Annotated in this window: 12 protein-coding genes; all 12 read right to left on the minus strand. The window is 33.0% G+C overall.

All coding sequences use genetic code 11. From position 1 onward, the window contains the following. Position 1 precedes the first annotated feature (1 nt). On the minus strand, positions 2 to 1,252 hold the full coding sequence (gene purD / locus ABID46_RS04285; RefSeq protein ID WP_354507415.1) for a phosphoribosylamine--glycine ligase: 1,251 nt from the start codon (positions 1,250 to 1,252) through the stop codon (positions 2 to 4). A 145-nt stretch (positions 1,253 to 1,397) separates the two neighbouring features. Then, complete coding sequence (locus ABID46_RS04290) at positions 1,398 to 1,844, minus strand: c-type cytochrome (protein ID WP_354507416.1); 447 nt, start codon at positions 1,842 to 1,844, stop codon at positions 1,398 to 1,400. 197 nt (positions 1,845 to 2,041) lie between these two features. After that, positions 2,042 to 2,521, minus strand: a complete 480-nt coding sequence (locus ABID46_RS04295) for a hypothetical protein (protein WP_354507418.1) — start codon at positions 2,519 to 2,521, stop codon at positions 2,042 to 2,044. An 11-nt stretch (positions 2,522 to 2,532) separates the two neighbouring features. After that, positions 2,533 to 3,357, minus strand: coding sequence for a hypothetical protein (locus tag ABID46_RS04300; protein ID WP_354507420.1), 825 nt, complete (start codon positions 3,355 to 3,357; stop codon positions 2,533 to 2,535). A 147-nt stretch (positions 3,358 to 3,504) separates the two neighbouring features. After that, positions 3,505 to 5,016, minus strand: coding sequence for a bifunctional phosphoribosylaminoimidazolecarboxamide formyltransferase/IMP cyclohydrolase (purH, locus tag ABID46_RS04305; RefSeq protein ID WP_354507422.1), 1,512 nt, complete (start codon positions 5,014 to 5,016; stop codon positions 3,505 to 3,507). A 58-nt stretch (positions 5,017 to 5,074) separates the two neighbouring features. After that, complete coding sequence (locus ABID46_RS04310) at positions 5,075 to 5,431, minus strand: four helix bundle protein (RefSeq protein ID WP_354507424.1); 357 nt, start codon at positions 5,429 to 5,431, stop codon at positions 5,075 to 5,077. Positions 5,432 to 5,489: 58 nt separating this feature from the next. Then, complete coding sequence (purN, locus tag ABID46_RS04315) at positions 5,490 to 6,056, minus strand: phosphoribosylglycinamide formyltransferase (protein ID WP_354507426.1); 567 nt, start codon at positions 6,054 to 6,056, stop codon at positions 5,490 to 5,492. A gap of 461 nt (positions 6,057 to 6,517) precedes the next feature. After that, positions 6,518 to 6,787, minus strand: coding sequence for a DUF1294 domain-containing protein (locus tag ABID46_RS04320; protein ID WP_354507428.1), 270 nt, complete (start codon positions 6,785 to 6,787; stop codon positions 6,518 to 6,520). An 80-nt stretch (positions 6,788 to 6,867) separates the two neighbouring features. Continuing rightward, positions 6,868 to 7,563, minus strand: coding sequence for a M48 family metallopeptidase (locus ABID46_RS04325; RefSeq protein ID WP_354507430.1), 696 nt, complete (start codon positions 7,561 to 7,563; stop codon positions 6,868 to 6,870). Then, positions 7,563 to 10,613, minus strand: a complete 3,051-nt coding sequence (locus ABID46_RS04330) for a type I restriction endonuclease subunit R (RefSeq protein WP_354507431.1) — start codon at positions 10,611 to 10,613, stop codon at positions 7,563 to 7,565. Before ABID46_RS04330 ends, ABID46_RS04325 begins: the two co-directional genes overlap by 1 nt. Positions 10,614 to 10,616: 3 nt before the next feature. After that, a complete protein-coding gene (locus ABID46_RS04335) occupies positions 10,617 to 14,129 on the minus strand; it encodes an ATP-dependent DNA helicase (RefSeq protein WP_354507433.1) in 3,513 nt (1,170 codons plus the stop codon). A 13-nt stretch (positions 14,130 to 14,142) separates the two neighbouring features. After that, entirely contained in the window at positions 14,143 to 20,847 is a 6,705-nt protein-coding gene (locus ABID46_RS04340) for a DEAD/DEAH box helicase (RefSeq protein WP_354507435.1), read from the minus strand. Between the last annotated feature and the right edge of the window lie 12 nt (positions 20,848 to 20,859).

A 20,859-nucleotide genomic window follows, 5' to 3' on the forward strand; every position in this document is an offset into this window, starting at 1 on the left:
TTTAAATCACGCCAATATCATTTCGGTAGTATTCGTAATCGAAATGAATTCGTTTGATATTTTCATAAGCAATTTTTCGTGCCTCTTCCAAATCATTTCCAATTCCCACTACATTGATGACGCGACCTCCTGAAGTCACAACCTCGTCACCTTTCAATCTAGCTCCCGCAATGAAATACGGACATTTTACATTTTCCAATCCGCGAATTTCAAATCCTTTTTCATAACTCAACGGATAGCCACCTGAAACCATCACCACACAACAAGCTTGTTTGTTGGCAAATTTCAACTCAAAGGATTCTCCTTTATTGGATTTCGTTACGATTTCGTACAAATCATTTTCCAACAATGGTAAAGTAGCTTGGGTTTCTGGATCGCCCATTCTCAGGTTGTATTCCAACAAATAAACTCCTTTTGGCGTAATCATCAAGCCGAAGAAAATAATTCCTGAAAACTGCAATTCTTCTGCAATCAATCCTTTTAATGTAGGTTGTAAAATGTCGGAGTCAAAAGCTTCAAAATGCTCTCTTTGAAACAATGGATTTGGCGCTAAAACACCCATTCCTCCAGTATTTAAACCTTTTTCTCCTTCTCCAATTTTCTTATGGTCCTTTGCGGAAACGAAAGGAACAATTTCCTTTCCATTGAAAATCGACAAAATAGAAGCTTCAAAACCTTCCAAATACTCTTCAATCACCACTTCTTTTCCGGCATCACCAAAAGTTTTGTCTTCCATAATGTCCAAAACTGCTTTTTTAGCTTCCTCGAAATTCTGACAAATGATCACACCTTTTCCTGCTGCCAAACCACTCGCTTTGACAACAATAGGGAATTCTTGGCTTTCTAAATACTCAATGGCCAACATCGGACCTTGAAAGGTCTTGTAGGCAGCAGTTTTTACGTCATATTTCTGCATGAAATCTTTGGCAAAAGCTTTAGAAGCTTCCAATTGAGCAGCTGCTTGATGCGGACCAAAAATATTCAATCCTTTTTCTTGGAATAAATCGACGATTCCCTTTGAAAGTTCATCTTCGGGACCCACAAAGGTTAAATCGATGTTGTTGGAAATGGCAAAATCGCGCATTTCTTCTAAAGAATTCAAGGAAACGTTGGTTCCAATTTGGGCTGTTCCTGCATTTCCAGGAACGAAAAACAATTCCGTTTCATATTCATTCAAAATGGAATCTTCTTTGAATTTCCATCCAATTGCATGTTCGCGACCTCCAGATCCTATGATGAGTATTTTTTTCATTTTTGTATAAGGTATGTGTGATAATCTTGTACGATTCTTATCGAATCATTGTTTTGCAAAGATTGAAAATTCCGAATCAAGTTGTATTAAAAAACCGAATTAAATTTCGAGAAATTCAATTCGGCTTTACTTAATAGTATTTGATCTATTTTGTGTTTTGAACACCAATTGCTGGAACAGGTTCTACACTTTCTTTTTTATTGGGATTTGCATTTCCATTATGACAGGTCATACAGTTGACTTGAAAATTTTGTGGATCTTTTTCGTCAAAGTATTTTTTATTGATTCCTTTGGTCATTTGCATCATATCACGAGCAACATTTTTGATTTCATTTGCGTCACTTGCGAAATCCATTTTCCCATCGGCTCCTGGAGCATGACAATAGGAACATTTCACTCCCAAAGCTGCATTAAAATCACGCATCACTCCTTTTAAGTCATCGTCAGATATGTCTTTGGGCAGGATTTTGAGATTGGAAAAATTGGGATTCTTTTTGATTTCAACACCCTTGTCAAGATCGTTTTTTCCAAAACTAAAAAGAATCATAGAAATTCCGGCAATAAGCGCCAATAGAGAAAAGTTCTTTTTCATATCTATTTTTTAAGATTGTGAAAATAATAGAATCCTATTGAAAAATTAAATGAAACGTTTAAAATGTTTGAAAAACCTTCACTATTTCCCAATATCTTCCAAATCATTTTGATTTGAATCCAATTTTAAAAGTAGATTTCGATTTTTGTAAAAAAAGAAGATTAAAAATAAATCGACCAATAAATCTAGTATCTACCTTATTTTTCATCTAACCAAGTTTCTAAAAATTGTTTTAATTCTCCTAATTTCATTTCGGATCCTGAAATGGAAATTTTATTTTGAGTTTGACCGTGTTCATAATTTCGAGCGGAATAATAGAATATGATTTTGTTTCTTTTGAATTCGATATCCAAATCATCTAAACGTTTGTTGATGTCAAATGGCAACATGGAAGCGTAAAGAAAAAATGAAAATTTTGTAGGTAAAAACTGAATTTGATTGTTCGTGAAAATTAAATCGACATCGGTTTGGGACAATCCGAAATTGAATTTCTGCAACCATCCGCCAGAGGAAATCGATATTTCTTTGTATTGTAGATTATGAAAAGATTTAATTTGTTTGCGTTTTAAGTCTTCTCTAAGTTTTTTGGTGTTGTTCCATTTCACAAATAACATCACAAAATGAAATATAGAACCAGCAATAAAAAAGAATAAAATTTTATAGAAGGTTGATTCCACAGGCTAATGAATTATTCAAGAAAAATAGAATAATTTTTCTTACCCATATCATTTGTTTTTGACATTTCTGGAATTGCAAATTGTGAGAGATTCATAGAACCAGAAAATTCATTGGAGTAAATAAATTTTCCCCTTTGCTTAAATTTTAATCTAAATTTTGTTTTAAAATCACCTTCATACTTTCTAGCAGATGTAACAAAATAGGATTTAGGCTCTAAAAGATAAAATATAACTGCGTCCATAGGCGAAATACTATATTCAATATGCTGCCATTCACCATTTCTATTCATTGCTTGCATGAGAATGGGAAAACGGGAACCCATGTTTGCTATATACCATAAATTGGAATTATTCATGATATAAACAGCGTAAGAATCACCTTTCAGTTGCCCCATAAACATTCTTTCATTATTGATTATTTGTGTGGTGTCAACAACAATTTTCAAGTCAGGAGAATTGAAATTTTCGAAATCTGAGAATTGAATTTTACCTTTTACAAAATCAGAATTAATTCGGTACCAAATAGGATAATTTTCTAATAATTCTTTGGATGGGTATTTAAACCACTTTTCACCTCTTCCATAATATAGAATCTTATAATAAGGCCATTGCATAGAATCAACTAGGGTAGAATTACCTGAAGATTTGAAATCGGATTTGAATTTTGGAAAGAAATTTTCATCATATACTACAGAAATATTATTTAATTCCCTAATAGAATCCAGAATCGAAAATTCTTTTGGAGAAACATTAAATTCTTTCTTACTATCATTTTTACAAGAAAATAAAAAAGCAAATAGAAGAAACAATAAAGGCAAAATTGAATGAGTTTTCATTTACACCAAACGAAATCCTTGATGATATTATTGTTTATTCAGCATACAAAAAACCTCATCTACAAATTGCAAATGAGGTTATATATTTCATTCAAATTCAACGTTAAACATTAAACTCTTGTCCGCCGAAGGAGGATTGAACTCTTATCAATGTAAGAAATGGCGCATTCCGGTGAAGACCATTGGAATTCCTTTTTCGTTGCAAGCATCAATACTTTCTTGATCTTTCATTGAACCTCCTGGTTGAATCAATGCGGTAATTCCATTTTCGGCTGCGAAATCAACCGTATCGCGGAATGGGAAGAATGCATCTGAAGCCAATACCAATTCTTCGGTTTGAACACGTTTTGCTCGTTCGATCGCTTGTTGCGCTGCCCAAATACGATTGGTTTGTCCGCCTCCGATTCCGAATGCTTGACCGTTGGTTGCTACCACAATCGCGTTGGATTTTACCCATTTCACGATTTTTTGCGCAAATACCATATCCTCCATTTGTTTTGGAGTTGGTTGAGTTTCGGTTACGACTTTCAAATCGGTTGAGAATTGATTGTCGACACTTTGCACCAATAATCCGCCATCTACTTTCGCATAACTTACACGATCGGAAACTGGATTGGTAACTTTGATGATTCGTAAATTCTTTTTCGATTTGAATACTTCCAATGCTCCTTCGGTAAAGGCCGGAGCGATGATGATTTCCAAGAAAATTTTATTTAATTCGACCGCAGTCGATTCGTTTACTTCGGTATTGAATGCGATGATTCCTCCGAAAATCGAAACCGGATCACATTCGTAAGCTTTCTGATAGGCTTCATCCACGGTTGACCCAATCGCAACCCCACAAGGCGTCGAATGTTTCACGGCACAACAAGTAATTTCTTTGAATTCGGAAACCACTTTGTACGCCAAATCCATATCGCGAATGTTGTTGAATGAAAGTTCTTTTCCTTGTAAATATTCGAAATCTTTCATTGCTCCATTACGGGTTTTGTCCACGTAATAGGCTGCTTTCTGATGTGGATTTTCTCCGTAACGCAAATCCATCACTTTTTCATAGGAAGATTCCAAGAAATGCGGGAATTCCTCATTCAAAATATAGGAAGAAATCGCAGCGTCATAAGCAGCAGTCAAGTTGAATACTTTTCCAGCCAACAAACGACGTGTTTCCAAGTTTGTGGTTCCGTTTTCTTCAATTTCTGCTTGAACTTTAGCATAATCGTTCGCATCGGTCAAAACCGTTACATCGTAATAATTTTTTGCTGATGAACGCAACATAGAAGGTCCTCCGATGTCGATGAACTCAATCATTTCGGCTTCGGAAAGTCCGGTGTTCATTTTGGCAAAAAACGGATACAAGTTCACGATGACGATGTCAATTGGATTGATGTTGTGTTCGGCCAAGGTTTGCATATGCTTTTCGTCGGCACGACGCGCCATAATTCCACCGTGAATGGCAGGATGAAGCGATTTTACACGTCCGTCTAAGATTTCCGGGAAGCCGGTTACATCTTTTACTTCGGTTACTTCGATTCCGTTGTCTTGTAAATGTTTAAAAGTTCCTCCAGTCGAAAGGATTTTATAGCCCTTCCCGACTAGAAATTGAGCAAATTCAATCAGATTGGATTTGTCTGAAACACTGATGAGTGCTTGTTTTTGCATTTTGTGTATAATTTTGTGTTGTTGTTTAATTTTAGATTTCTGATTTTAGATTTAAGATTTAGGATTTAGTTGAATTATTTTTAATTATTGTTTTCATAGAGCTTACAAATATCGCAGTTAATTCATTGGATTCTTTTAATAATTCCCTCACATTTAACCATTTTAATTCTTCTATAATTTCTAACCAAAATCCAGATTCGTCTGATTCTTCAATTACAATATTTAGTTTTGAAATAAATTCTTTATTACTTCTTGCTCTACATACTGCTCTATAATTTGCTCCTACCGAAGTTCCACTTCTGACTAATTGATTAGCAACCGCTCTTCCGGAAGGAGTTTTAGGAAGATTTTCAACCAAATTTATAATATTGATAGAAAATCTTTTCGTTCTGTTTTTTAATTCTTGACTGTTCATATTAACTGTTTTTAGGTTTAATGAACATTCAATTTACTTAAAATCAGCATTCAGAAATCTACAATCCTAAATTAATTTTCTGAATCGCTTCAATCAAGATTTCCTTTTCGACTTCGGCAACTTTGCGTTGTAAATCTTCGATGGTATCGCCCTTTTCGACTGGGAAAGTTCCTTGAACGATGATTTCGCCTTCATCTACTCCAGCCGTTACATAATGAACGGTTGCACCACTTTCGGTATCACCTGATTCTAACACCGCTTTGTGAACCTGTTTGCCATACATTCCTTTTCCACCGAATTTTGGTAACAAAGCAGGGTGAATGTTGATGATTTTCCCTTCCCATTTTTGGGTGAATTCGGGTGTAAGGATCGATAAAAATCCGGCAAGAACAATAAGATCTATATCTTCTCCTTCCAAATTATGATCGGCATCTTCTGAAAAAGTGGATCGATCTTCCAACAAATAAGTGGGAATATCAACGTCCAATGCACGAACAATTCCATAACAATCGCGGTCTGCCATGACCATGGCGATTTCGACGTTGGCTAATCTTCCGTCTTGAACGGCATCAATGATATTTTGTAAGTTACTTCCGGAACCGGAAACGAAAACGGCAATTCTCATTTATCTTAATGTATAATGTATGAATGTAGAAAGTAAGTCTATACTTTTCTTGGGACACAAAGATAGGGATTTTCAATGTGGATTTAAGATTTTGGATTTCTGATTTTTTCCTCCTACGGCGGACAAGGATTTTGAAATTCTGATTTTTGAATTTTATTATGAGTGTTTTAAAAACCACATAGGAACATAGAAACTATTCAATACGCATAGTGCGGATAGAACTTGCGTTTGCACATAGGGTTGGCTGTGGTTTGGAGGTTGGAGTTTTTTCTGATTTTTTCCTCCTACGGCGGACAAGGATTTTGAAATTCTGATTTTTGAATTTTGATTGGAAAATGTTTTTGCGATTTTCTGAAACCACATAGGAACATAGATGCTATTCAGTGCGCATAGTGTGGATAGAACTTACGTTTGCACATAGAGGGAGATTTCGGATTTAAAATTCTTTTGTCGAGAAGAAATTAATAATTAGGAAAATAGGTATTGAAGAAATAGAGGATTAGCAAAATTTGGAATAGAATTATTGCTGCTACTTTTAGTAGGAAACTGGTTTTGGCGGTTTTATGGCGAAATAATATCATGGCTAAAATTGCTCCGATGGTTCCTCCGAATAAAGTCAATAACAACAAAGTTGATTCGGAGATCCTTCTTTGGTTGTTTTTTGCTTTATGTTTATCCCAAGCGAAGGCTATAAAGGTGATAAGGTTTAGAATAATGAATAGGTAGCGCATTGAGGTAATTAAAGTGAAATTTTAAGGATTTATTGAAGTGTCACCGATGAAAGTTGAAATTTAATTAATACCATTTGTTTTTACAAAGGCAATTCATTCAACGCTTTCTTCTGAGTTCTCCAATTTGGGTAGTATTGGTCCATCAATAAAACAAAACGCTTATTATGATGGCGTTCAAGTAAATGCACCAATTCGTGAACAACTACATATTCGATACATTCGACAGGTTTTTTGGCCAATTCGATATTGAACCACAAACGGTCATTTGTTAGCGCACAAGAACCCCATTTGGTTTTCATCGTTCTGATTTTGAATTCAGGAATTTCCAATTGCATTTTATCTGCAAAATGTGCGAGTAAACTATTCAATTTAATACGAAGTGCTTTTCTGTAAAACTTGTATAAAACCTCTCGCTTTAATTCTTTATCATTTCCATCTATTACAAAAAGAACAATCTTTTTACCTTTTAAACTAATCGAATTCCGTTTAGCCACAACGACTTCTAACAAATATCGTTCACCAAACAAATAATGACTTTCTTGGTTTATCATTTGTCGTTCGGATTCTCTTGCTTGATTTTTAAACTTTAGCTGCTCTTTCTTAATCCAACCCAATTTGGTAGCCGCATAGATTTTCACCTTCTCCAAATCATAAAATTCTGGCGAAGAAATCGTCACCTTTCCTTCCGGCGGGTGGACACTAAGATGTAAATTCTTAATATCTTTAAAAGTAACCTCTATCTCTACTCCTCCAATCTTCAAATGCTCTACTTTCATTAGTATTCGTCTTTATGAGCTTCTATAATTTTATAAATCTCGTTGACTTTATCCTTATCTTTTACAACGTCGTAAATTGCTTTTTTGACTAAGTTTTGTTTCGCTAAATTTTCTCGAAATCCTTCTTGTTTTGCGTATTGTACAGCATTTTCACAAGCTAAAGCCAAATATTCATCTTCCAAGGTATGATACAAAGCTACTTTTCCTTTTGTATTTAGCGAATCCGGTAAGTCATCCTTTTTACCTTGATTGACTTGACTTACCAGTTCAGCCATTTCTTTCAGATATTCCTGATAGGAAATCATATCTTGCTTGCGCTTTTCAATTAATTCTTGCAGAAGGACAGACATATGGTCAAAATACTTTGGATCCAACAGATGTTCCTCAACAATCTTACTACGCACATTATTTTCTATAATTTCGGCTACTGCTTCCTTATTGCCTCTAATACCAGCAGGTAAAGTTTCAATCGCTTTTTGAATATTGGTTTCAAATAAATCCAACAAAGAAATATCCTCAAAAGGAGAAATGGTTTCAGATTCTTCAGCACGAATATACGTATCAATTAAGAAACGCATATCAGCCTCATAAGCCTTCAAATCAATCGTTTCACCTGACGCAATTCGGATAATTTCCCTGATGTTTAAATACTCATCAATTTTTTTATGAAAACGTTGCACTTCTGCATCACTGAATGCTGTTTGAATAAAATCTGCTTTAATGGCTGTGTATGCACGGATGTATTCCACAATCGCTTTGTACAAAGCCATACGTTTGAATTCATTCGCTTTTAAATCTTCGGGGTTCTCGGTATTCCCACAGAAGTAATGGATAAAATCTAGATCTGCTTTGGGTAAGGCAACATTTTCAATAATCGCTTCTACGGTTTCATATGCCGTCATCAATCGATCGGCCGCTACTTTGATACGATCCTTTAAATTGATTTCAACTTCTTCCTTTGTAAACCTTTCACTGTCCAATTCAGATGTATAGACACTGATGGCGTCGGTTACATTTCCAAACAATTCCATATAATCGATGATGTATCCGTAATCTTTATCATCGGTATCTAAACGATTCACGCGACAAATAGCTTGAAACAAGGTATGATCTTGCATTTTTTTGTCGATGTAAATGTAGGTACACGGAGGCGCATCGAAGCCTGTTAAAAGTTTAGATACTACGATCAACAATTTCATACGAGCGGGCTCTTTACGGAAACGCTCCTTACTTTCTTGTTCGTAGGTCTCCGTTTTGGATTTATTACCACTCGAACTGACAGACTTTAATAATTCTGTATAGGTATTATAAATGTACTCTTTGTCGGTTTCATTATCTGCACCCGTATCTTCTAAAGAAATATCACGAGCATTAGGATTATATGAAGTAATAATCGCACATTTGTTTTTCAACTCCGTATTTAGAAACAAATTATAGTACTTACACGCTTCATAAATACTCGATGCCACAAGAATTGCATTTCCTTTTTCATTGGCTAAACGCGGTTTTACAGAGAAATCCATCACAATGTCCGACACGATTTTTTCCATGCGACTCTTTGAACTCAATACATTTTGCATGGTTCCCCATTTCTTTTTGAGCTCGTTTCGTTGAAAATCGTTCAGTCCAGCAGTCTTAGCTTCAAACCATTGGTCCACTTTTGTTTGTGAGGTCAATGCTTGTTCAATTTTACGCCCTTCATACATCAAGTCTTTCACCACACCGTCTTGTACCGCCTCATTAAACTTATAGGTATGAATGTATCGTCCGAAAACATCCATCGTTGTTTTCTTATCTTCTTTCAATAAAGGTGTACCCGTAAACCCTACAAATACAGCATTGTGCAATACGGCTTTCATCACTTGGTTGAGCTTACCGCTTTGCGTGCGGTGACATTCGTCAATGAAAACAAAGATTTCACCTTGTGTTTGTACCGGATTTTCTTGCAATTCTTTTAAGAAAACATCAAAATCTGTTTCGTTTTTATTACCGAATTTATGGATTAACGAACACACCAAGCGTGGACGTGACGAAGTCAAAAACTGCATCAATTCCTTACCCGATCTAGTTTTGGCGATATCTGTTTCTCCGACATCGTTAAATACCCTTTCAATTTGATCGTCAAGTTCTGTACGGTCGGTTAGAATTACCAAACGGGAATTGGGAACATTTTCCAAAATCCATTTACCCAGCATCACCATCATCAGGGATTTACCTGAACCTTGCGTATGCCAGATAATTCCACCTTCTTTTCGTCTTACGAATTCTTGCGCTGCTTTCAATCCAAAATATTGATGTGGACGTGGCAATTTCTTAACTCCTGCATCGAAAACCACTGCATTATAAATGATGTCTAAAAAGCGTTCTTTGACACAAAGTTTCTTTAGGTATTTATCCAGTTTGTATTCGGTATTGTCGTCTTCGTCTTCTTTCCATGATAAGAAATATTTGGCTGGAGTTTCTATAGTTCCATACTTCAATCCTTGCGTATTATTACCCGCCATAACAAACTGAACCGTGGTATAAAACCACTCGTTGAAAGTTTCTTTTTGGTTGGAAATGCATTGGTTGACCGATTCTGCAATGTCCGTGGTTCCACGTTTTAACTCCAATACACCCAAGGCAATTCCATTTACATACAATACCACATCTGGACGACGTATATGCTGTCCTTTGCTTAAAGTTACCTCCTCCGCAATGCCAAACTCATTATTTTCCCAGTTTTTCCAATCAATCGGGAAAATCGTATCGAACTGCTCGCCCAATTCTGGACGCGCCTTTACCCCATAACGTAGCGTGTTGTAAAATGCTTTGTTACGATCGTATAAATTACCCGAATTCGTATGCGCCAAATCGTACAATTCTTTCACCGCCTTATTAGCCAAAGTTTCCGTATATCCACGTTGCAAAAGATTCTTTTTCAAAATCTCTTGCTCAACATTGCTATTGTGTTCACGTTTTTCCCAATTGCCATAATAACTATAGCCCAATTGCTCTTTGAACAGCTGAATAATTCTATTTTGGGTGATGCGTTCGATTGGGTTGATCATGAGTTAAATTTGTTTAATTCGGTTTATAATATCCTGTGCTTCTATACTTAAATTTTCACTTTCATACGTAACTAAAAGTTGTCCAGGAAAATGCATTTCATACCACTTTTTCTTTTCCTGCCATCTTTCCTTGTACTTTTTTAAATGTAACATTCCAACATGCTCCCAATAAAATGTTTTACCATTTATAAAAATCGTAAAATCTGGTAAATAAAATGTTTTATCAGGTGCAAATAAAATAGTTTCATATTTAAAACTTTGAATTTCGTTTGCCATTAAAAGATTAGTGATAATCACTTCGGATTTACTTCTTACTAAATACTCGCTCAAAGTAGCGTGAATTTTCCCTTCTTCATACCAAGATCCCATATTTGAGAATTCTAATGGCAATGGTTTGAATTCGAAAATAGAAGAATTTATGAATTTAAGTTTACTCCTCTCTGGTCGTCTTAAAGACTGTAAAATACTTAAATCCTTTTCTACAAATATTCTTAACTGCTTTTTAGCTCTAGTAATCCCTGTGTATATTAATTCGGATGAAAGTAAACCCTGCTTAGATTGAGGTACTATTAAATACAAATATTTAAACTCACTTCCTTGAGATTTATGCACGGATATAGCATATCCTAATTCAATATTTTCAACAACTTGACTTTCAGAAGAAAATTCAATATTGTAATGAGATTGTCTATTAAATCTCACATTAAACCTTCTTATATTATGAATGTAATGATATGCGTTCTTATCAGGGTAACAAATAAAAGCTTTTCCAATTTCTCCATTATATACAGCAACTCTTTCTTTATTTTTCGATTCTAGATTGTACCCACAATATGAATTTGCTCCAGCTCTATTAGCAAATTGGATAACTTTATCAAAATAGGTAATACCTCCTAATGCTCCTTTTTTTGAATTTATTTCATTTAAATTTTTCTGTAATACAGTATTAAGATAATCTGTTCCAAACAACTCTCCTCTGTATGGGGAAATCACTTGATAATTCATGATATCATCTGATCCAGATGCCGCCATATCTTCTTGAATAGTATTAACTAATAAATCTTCAAGTTGATCACTATTTTCCCAGATATGAACTTTCAAATCTTTATCAAGCTCACCATATTCGTTAATTCTTCTTAATACATCTTCCGAATCAGATTTATTGCGTACGTAATCCGTACTTACATAAATTGAGGCTAAATCAAGAATTCCAGTACCATTTTCATCTAATTTATTTTCCATTTGACGAAGATTAACTTCCAAATGTCCATAAGCTTCCTCGTCTATTATTTTAAGAAATTCAATAATATCTGCAAAAACTTTTCCTCTTCCAATAGGTGGTAATTGATTAGGATCACCAACAAAAATTATTCGTTTAACATAATCCCAATTAATAGCTTTAAAAAAAGTAGCCATTAAGGTTAAATCAATCATAGAGGTTTCGTCAATAATATAGGTTGTTATATCTTCCTCTTTTTTACCCCCATGTTTTTTGAAAGTAAGATTTGGATTTAACCAACCTTTAGCAGCTAAAAATTGATGAATTGTCTTGGCTTCTTCACCTGTTGCCTCTTTCATCCTATCTGAAGCTTTTCCTGTTGGTGCTAGTAGTAGACACTTCTCAGTATTATTAGATGTAAATCTTATCGATTTAAGAATAGCATTTATAATTGTTGTTTTTCCAGTACCTGCTGGGCCCGACAATACACTAATAGGCTTTCTATAAATTTGCTCGCATACTTGTATTTGTCCTTCAACTGCAATCTCATATTCTTTTTGAGACTTTTGATTTAATGTACTTGATGATTTAAAAATTTCATTTTTCCATTTTTCCCTATTGAACGGTCTTTGTATATCTATGGGTAGTCTGCCTATTAAATTTCTTACCTGATTTTCAATTATTCTCTCTAAATCATAGATTTCCTTTAAATAAATATAGGTTACCCCTTTATCTGATTTGAAAAATAATTTATCCTCGAAAAATGTTTGTTCAAATTCAATATATCCTTTATTAAAATCAATAGATTTCCAATCTGGATAAACAGACAATTTTGTATTAACCCTTTCTAAAATAGAATCCTGATCTGTGAAAGAATGAACATCTATTTTCTTTAAATTATCAATCATTAAAGCTCGTAGCCTTCTGTGATCATCTTTTGGGATAAGAATATTTAAATCAAGTTCTTGTGGAGGTAACACAGCATGATCTATTTTTTCAAAATTAATAATATCATCACTACTGCTACCGATATATTCTTCTTGCAATAAAAAGGGATTCTCAATAATAGCATCTATAGGTGAATAGATTGAATTTTGTTCTCGTTTATCATCTAATATATCCTGAATTTGTTTTGTACTTAAATCAATCCTAACCAATACTTTCTCGATCAGTTCCCGTTTATTAGCATCATTAAGCTTGATATACCAATTCTTTTGGTAGGCTTTTAATTCTGCATCACTTATCGAATTATCTTCAAAAGAATTTAGTCTTTTATCATTAAGATATTTGAAGATGATTTCTTTTGCTTTTATACCTTCATTTCTAAGAACAGCATCTTTATAATACGACATAAACCCGTACATCTCTAACACTTCCAAAGCAGAATTTAATCCAGGAAATGGGCCACGTTTTTTCCACAATTCATTTTGTAGACTTATTAACCAAGATTTTCGCTCTGCCCAATTTTCTGAAGAATCTACAGTAATTAGATAATCAACAATTTCAGTTAAACGTTCTACATAAATTAAAGCATCATCATCTGAAATATGTCTTGTCCCGTACTTGAAGTTTCCAGAGATTTCTGGGATATATGTAATGCGCTCTAAAATTTCAGGTTTATCTCTAAATTTATGATATGGAATTGCGAATCCTTCATCTGGAAAATGAGAAGTAACAGGAATTTGCCATACAAATCCATCTGCATATTTTTTTCGATTAGCTTCAGAAACATTATCATAATACATAACATCTCCTATTGACTTTACTCTCGAAACACCTACAAGCACATAGTTTTTATCGTCCTCTTCGCTAAATGGATTACTCTTATTAGCATAATAGAATACTAAACTATGATTGGGAGTTACTGCATTAAAAAAATCTTTTGCAGCTTGTAATCTTTTTCCATAATCATAGGTTTGCGAGGAATCTTTATCAGCTTTAATAGAGTCAGAATACATTTGTTCATATGGCCAAATACAAGCTGTAGATGCAGGAATCTCAAATTGGATTCCTGTAGAATCATCTTTAAAAAAATCAGGTGGATTACTTTCTCCCCAAATAGCTGATGTTCCAAAAGCATTAATACTATAAGAACATGGTGGTATTCTATCTAAAAACGAACAATGGCAACCAGCTACATTATTTTGTTGCTCCCATTCTATGTCCCTCGATTGAGAAATTAAATCTCCAGGGTAAGAATGCTGTCCTACGCAATGTGTATTTGCTTTTGGATTTTTACAAATATGACCATTCCATCCATCATCATGCCAAGCTAATCGTAACGAAATATGTTTCATATAATTTCTTCTTCTAATCGTTAATTTGGAAATCAATTGACAAACTATTCTTTTTCACATAATATCTATAGCTATCGGACTTATATATATTTACATCATCATGATTCGTTATGAAAGTATTTTTATCTATATAGTTACAATCACTAAAAATACTATTCTCAAAAACACTTGACTGTTTTATACTTACATTTCTTTCCAAATAATTATACTGAATTTGCTTTAAATTATTAATAAATGGATTATCAGTAAGTTTCTCGAAAGGATTTACAATGATTAAGTAATCACGTGCTCTACTAATGGCGACATTGTAAATGAAATCATTAGCTAATAAAGATTTTTCATGAGGCCGTGATAAATAACTACTTGGATTACAAATAAAAAGTACAATATCACATTCATCTCCTTGAAATCCATGTACAGTATCTGCATAAACCTTAATGTTCGATTTTATTTTAAGTTCTCCAATTAATCTGCTTGCCAATACAGCTTGAGCTTTGTATGGAGCAATAATACCAATTGACCATTCTTCATCATTATTGCAATTTTTATCAAAGTAATTTATAAATTCATATATCAAAAGTGCAGAATACAGATGATAGGAACTATGCACCAATTTATTTACACTAAACAATGGATTATCTCGTTCCAATGGAACATTCAAAAATGTGATGGTCTCTGATAATAGTTCTTGAATTTTTTCGGGCAAAACTCTCTTAGAATTCGCACTGCGATCCGAATTCACCATATTTTGATAAGAAAATGCACTGAATAAATTTCCAATCTCTGGTAAGGAGCGATATTGAGTTGTTAGATTTTGAACCGTGTCAATATTTCTAATTTCAAAATGTTGACTTTCTTCATCAAAACTTTTTAATCCAAACATTGAATAAATATTCTCGGTTTGTACACCAATCTCTTCTATTTCTTCATCTTTAAGCTCTGGAACTGGCGGTATTTGATTTGGATCACCTGCAATTATCAACTTACAATTCTCACTCTTCTGTTTCGTCACCATACTACTAAAGGTAATGTAAGGTAGATTGATCATTGAAGCTTCATCAATAATTATATAATCCCAATCCTCATAATTGTACAAATAAAATTGCGAAGTATCCGTTTGTACTTTAAAATATGAATGTCGATGAATCGTAGATATTAATACATTCAAACCACCTAACGCATTGATATCTAGCTCATTTGTATAATGCTCTTCTGGTAAATGATCAGATGTTGGACCTGATAATCTCATAAAATTATAAAATTGATCTTCATACAATTTTTCAGCCAACACATCACATGCTTTATTAGTAGGTGTTAATACCAATATTTTAACATTATTATCTTGAGCTACAAAATCTTTGATTTTATTTTTTAATGTAGTCGTTTTACCTGTCCCTGGAGGTCCGTATATATAATCAATGGAAGGAAATTCCTTAATCACATCATCCCAATTATCCAAGGCGACATAAGCTTTGGTTAATCTATCTAAAAGATCAATAACGGGTGTATAACTTATCTCTCCTATAAAGAAATTATCAATAAGTGAATCATCAATTTCTTCTGCTAATTGAATGAGAACCGTTTGATTTTTTTGCGAAATGTTTTTGATTGGATACAAAACCTTATCCTTTCCAGAAATTATTTTAATATCAACATTTTTAGATTCATCTATATTGTCTGGGATAACAGTATTACAGGCAGATAGTAAATAAAATTTAGCTTTATCAGTTGGTTCAATTTTACTAAATCTTAGAAATTTAATATCACTGTTGCTATTTTTCTCTGTCACTGTATTTAAGTATTCCAAATAATTCATAAACCAATCTTTGGAATATTGCCTATTTTCCTTAATTTTAGAAACAACACCTTCTCGATGCGCCTTTCTTTCTTCTTTATCAATTTTAGCTTGAAAATATTCTTTTATTTCATCAACATCGGTATTTTTTATAATATCCGAAATTGTAGAGTTTAGTGCATTGTTAAGCTCTTCAAGTCTTTTCAAGGAAATCCTTAAATTATATGTTTCGTAATCATATTCTTCAGATGAAAAATGTTCAATGACCGATTTAAGTGATTTTTCATTGGTGTAATATAATTTTAGACTATTAACTTCCGCTATAATCCATTCATCTTGTTTATATTGAACATCACACAAGTATATGTATTCAGCATTTAACAATACATATAATTTATAGTTCAAAGATTCACCTCTAAAAATTCGAATATTTCTCGTATCATTTTTCCATTCTTTGTAAAAATACTCGTCTAGCTCGGCAACACCTTCGTCAGTTATCTCGTACTTAAAATGTAACTCATTTAAATCAAATTGCTCTTGATGAACATCTTCAATCAAATCGTTAATATCTTTTATTGGAATATTGAATGATGTAAATAATTGATTTGATGCATCGATAGAAATGTTCTCTAACACTTGATCGATATTCTCATAATTGAACTCGCTTAAGTTTTTATTTTCACTGAATTGACAATATTCATTATTAACATAGCATAATACTTTATCGTGTGAAAATTGTACATAATCACTCCATAGTTCAACAATTTTGCCTAGTAAAGACTTATTACTCAAAGAGAATTTCATTTCTGTATTAGAGCAATAATGAATAATAAAATTTATATCATCTTTACTTAATATGAATCGATTGAACCAAACAAAATTTTCAGTATTTTCTTTGAGACTTTCCAAAAACTGAACAGTCACATCTCCATCGAAGTAAAAGCCTATATATTTTAAGAAAGTCTTTTTGATACCATCATTATTCCAATTTAATATTTCATTGTAAATAGAATTATCATGTGCAAATCCCTCAACAATTATTTTATCTTTGATATCTATTCCTAAGTACTTATCAATTAGTGTTGGATTAACACTTCTTTCACTTTCTGGAGTATCTAAATATAAGCAATAAAGCAAACTTAATTTATCTGTTAAACTAAGATCCTCCGAATCAATTAGTACATTAAATTTAAAATTTTCATCTAATCGTAAAAACTGTAAATTCAGACAATTCGAATCAACAACATCCTTAATTAAATCTACATTTTCGGTATACACCTGATTCAAAAAGTAACCTACATTTAAAAATTCTTCATCTATATTCTGAATGTTTACAAAAAGTTCATCATGAATAAAAACAAACTCATCATCACCATTTAACACATAAAAATTATCGATTTCTTCTTCTGAAAATAATTCCGAGAAGACTAAAAAATACAATTGATAAATATTTGCTATCTCATTTTCATCTTCTAAGGATTGAATAAATAAATCCTTCAACGTCTGATCTTCGAATTGCGCATCCTGCTTAAAGACTTTTTTGAAAAATTCATTATCAAATTCTGTGTTAGAGATAAAATGTTGGTAAAATTCGGAAACAACAGCATTATTATCTTGTGTAGCGAGTATTTTACTAAATTCAACTTCCCTATTGTTCAGTCTATACGATTGTATTGAGGGTACAACTTGATTCAACACCAATTCATCTTCATCCTTAACAAAAACTATTTTAGATTGAATTTCTGATATCTCAATATCTCTAGAGTCTTTTAGTGAGTATAGAAAACTCAGTATATTTCTTACACGTAAATCGTTATCTGCTGGTGATAAAGTCAGCTTTTCCAAGTTTTCAAAAAAAGTTTGCTTACTGTGTAGACTAAAAAATCTAACAATACCAAGCACTTTATCAAACAACAAGCTGTCTGTATAAACAGATTCATTTTCTATAATCGTCTGATAGAGTTTTTCCTCTCTACAAACAACCAAACTTTTATAGTTTTTCAGAGTTTGAGGCAATTGCACCAACGTTTCATGAAATGAATTTTGAATCAACTCAATTATTTCTTCTTGACCAGTGAAAACTTGTATTTTATCCTCTTCATCAGAAATACTGTATAAATCTCCTTGTTTATCGATAATACAATATTCAAAAAAATCTTCTACATACGTATTTGCAATTTGCAAGATGGACTCTGTTTGATCCAGAGTCAAACCTTCACAATTTAATTCAAAATTTTGGATTGTTTCTAAATATCCAAACGGTAATTCGGATTGATACAATTCCCTAAATTCCCAATCGGGCAAATAATGATTAAAATACTCTTGTATATTAATTTGTAAATCTTGGTACGCTTCCTCATTCTCTGCGACATTATTTTTGAAAGCTAAAACATTTTTAGTTTCTACTACTTCTCTATTAAATATTACTGAATTATGATCTGCTAAAGAGCAGTTGCCTTTTTCATCCCAATCTGAATGCCTAAATGCATAATCTAATTCACTTAATACTTGATCGGTAGTAAATGCACGTGGATGTACAGTTAAATATTTCAACAAATCTTTCCACTGAGGATAGTATAAGGACTCATACAGCTTATTACCATCTATTTTAATGTAGCGGTTAATATTTGTCCTATCGATTCCTTCAAGCTGACTTTCTTTTATAGAAAACAATCGTAAAACACCTCCTGTCTTATCTCCTAAATTCTCAAGAGGTTGATAAATACCCATATTGTTTTTATACACTTTCAAATATTTCAATCGCTCACCTGGATTGTCATCAAGTGTTCGAAAAGCTTCAAAAATTGAAAACTTTTCTTGATTAGTTAGTTGATCAAGCGCCTCAACGTTCACATGATCACTAAATAACTTTGTGAGAGTAAGGTAAGTTAATTGCGTCAGCTCATTTTGCTGGAAATTGCTTCGAAACTTATTTATAAAAGAAGAAAGATTTTGTTCTGAGGTTACAAAACCAAGTTTATTCAATACAGACTTGATTTCATACAAGTTATCATTCAACAATATAATTGGATAATCAGCTATGTCTTCTATTGATATTATTTCACCATTCGAAAGTTCAATCCATTTAATCTTTAGCAAATTAGCTTTTTGCACATTATTAAGTCCTGTGGTATAAATACGATTTGGTTTCGAAATTAATTCCTCTAAAAATACTTTTTTAAAATCTACACTCTCACCTAACCAATTATTTATATATCTATGGCCGAACTCTTCATTCAATACATTGTAGATATTAAATGTACTGATATTTAGTTTATTGAAAACAAAATGAATTAAATCAATAGTAAAATCACTAAAATGAAAGTCGAAAAAATAATCGTCAGTCCGTAAATCCAGTGCTGTATCGACGAAGTAGATTGTATCCCTTGTCCTTGTAGTATCCAATAAGCTCAACTCCCCATTTTGATTTCTTACAGGAACTATTTTTTTCAGCATGGCATTCAAAGGCTCAACATACGATTTGGTAATCCAAGCATTTTGCTCATTCACGGTTTGTCCAGAAGTTAGAAACGCACAGTATAAATCTTTAAATACTTCATAATCTTCTTCAAATAACCTTCTCATTTCAACTTCCAAACGTTCGACTATTTTTGCAAACAATCGTTCATTCATCCCATATTTACCGCCACCAGATTGTAAAAAAACCCTACTCGATGATTTATATAAAGCATTTGAGTGAAGGATATAATTGAAATTATGAACCTCTTGACTCAATGGAAAATACAAATAAAAACTAGGAGATCCTTTGAAAAAGTCCCCAATTTCTCGATAGTTTCTATATCCAAATAAAACTTGGATATCGCTTTCTTCATCTATTATATTTAGTTCTATTTGAGATAGTTCTTCATAAGATTTACCAAAACGTATATAAGCATAATCTTCTCGGTCTTGTTTTGGAATGGTTAATAAATGGTATTTTATATCAGGATGATAAACTTCATCATTATTAATTACAGCTTTATGTAACCTCGAATGTCCCTCAGTAGATGTTTCTTTTAATACAGCTAAAGAAAACCTTATACCTTCCTTCAAATTGGGTTCATTTTGTAACTCTTCCAATTTACCAGCTCCAAGTTTCATCATAAACAAGGCACCCTCTTCAAAACCTTCTTGTATATGTTTTTTTACCTGCTCATCCTTTAGCCAATTCAACAAAAAATGAAACTCATGTTCCGAAAATGGACTAGCATCAGCTCGTATTCCATCCCAAATAATCGGTTTTTCTTGATATCCACATGGATAGGTTGTCAAAAGAATTTTAAACAACCATGAATGATTGTCGCTAATTTCGAAATTATCGTTTAATTCATCGTACTTAAAGTCAATATCAGCTTCTTCTATCGAGTTACTGATGTTGTTAATTTCATTATTTTTCCAACTATATAAAATTGGACCGCTTAAGTCATTAACTAATTCTGGAATGGCGTTATCTTTCCCTACCAATCTGTGGGCAAGCTTGAAGCCAATACCAAATTGACCAATCTTAGAAGAATCACTTGTTTTAGTTGACGAACCTATATTTAAGATCGAAACAATACTCTTCGTCGAAAACATTTCACCATTGTTAATAACCATGGCATAATCTTCATTTGTTTCTGGATTGGTTTTGTAAAACATCAAAAAATTAGAAGCTCCAGCATCTACGGCATTCTGCAAAAATTCATATACAGCTTGCCCGTCACGAGCCATATCTAGAAATGATATCAATTTATTTTCGACTCCTTTCTGCGCTGTTGAATTACCGTCTGCTAATCCGAAATATAAATCAAACCATCCTCTAATTCTTTTTTCTTCTGCTTTATCGGTGTAGTAATTTCCAATAAAGTTCTCGTTTCGGTCTGGCATTTTGCGGATTACTTCTTTGAAAATTTTACGATACTGTTGGATGTTTTTAATTTTCATTATAGTACTATT

Origin of the sequence: Moheibacter stercoris, from assembly GCF_040545805.1 — a bacterium.
Taxonomy (GTDB): Bacteria; Bacteroidota; Bacteroidia; order Flavobacteriales; family Weeksellaceae; genus Moheibacter; species Moheibacter stercoris.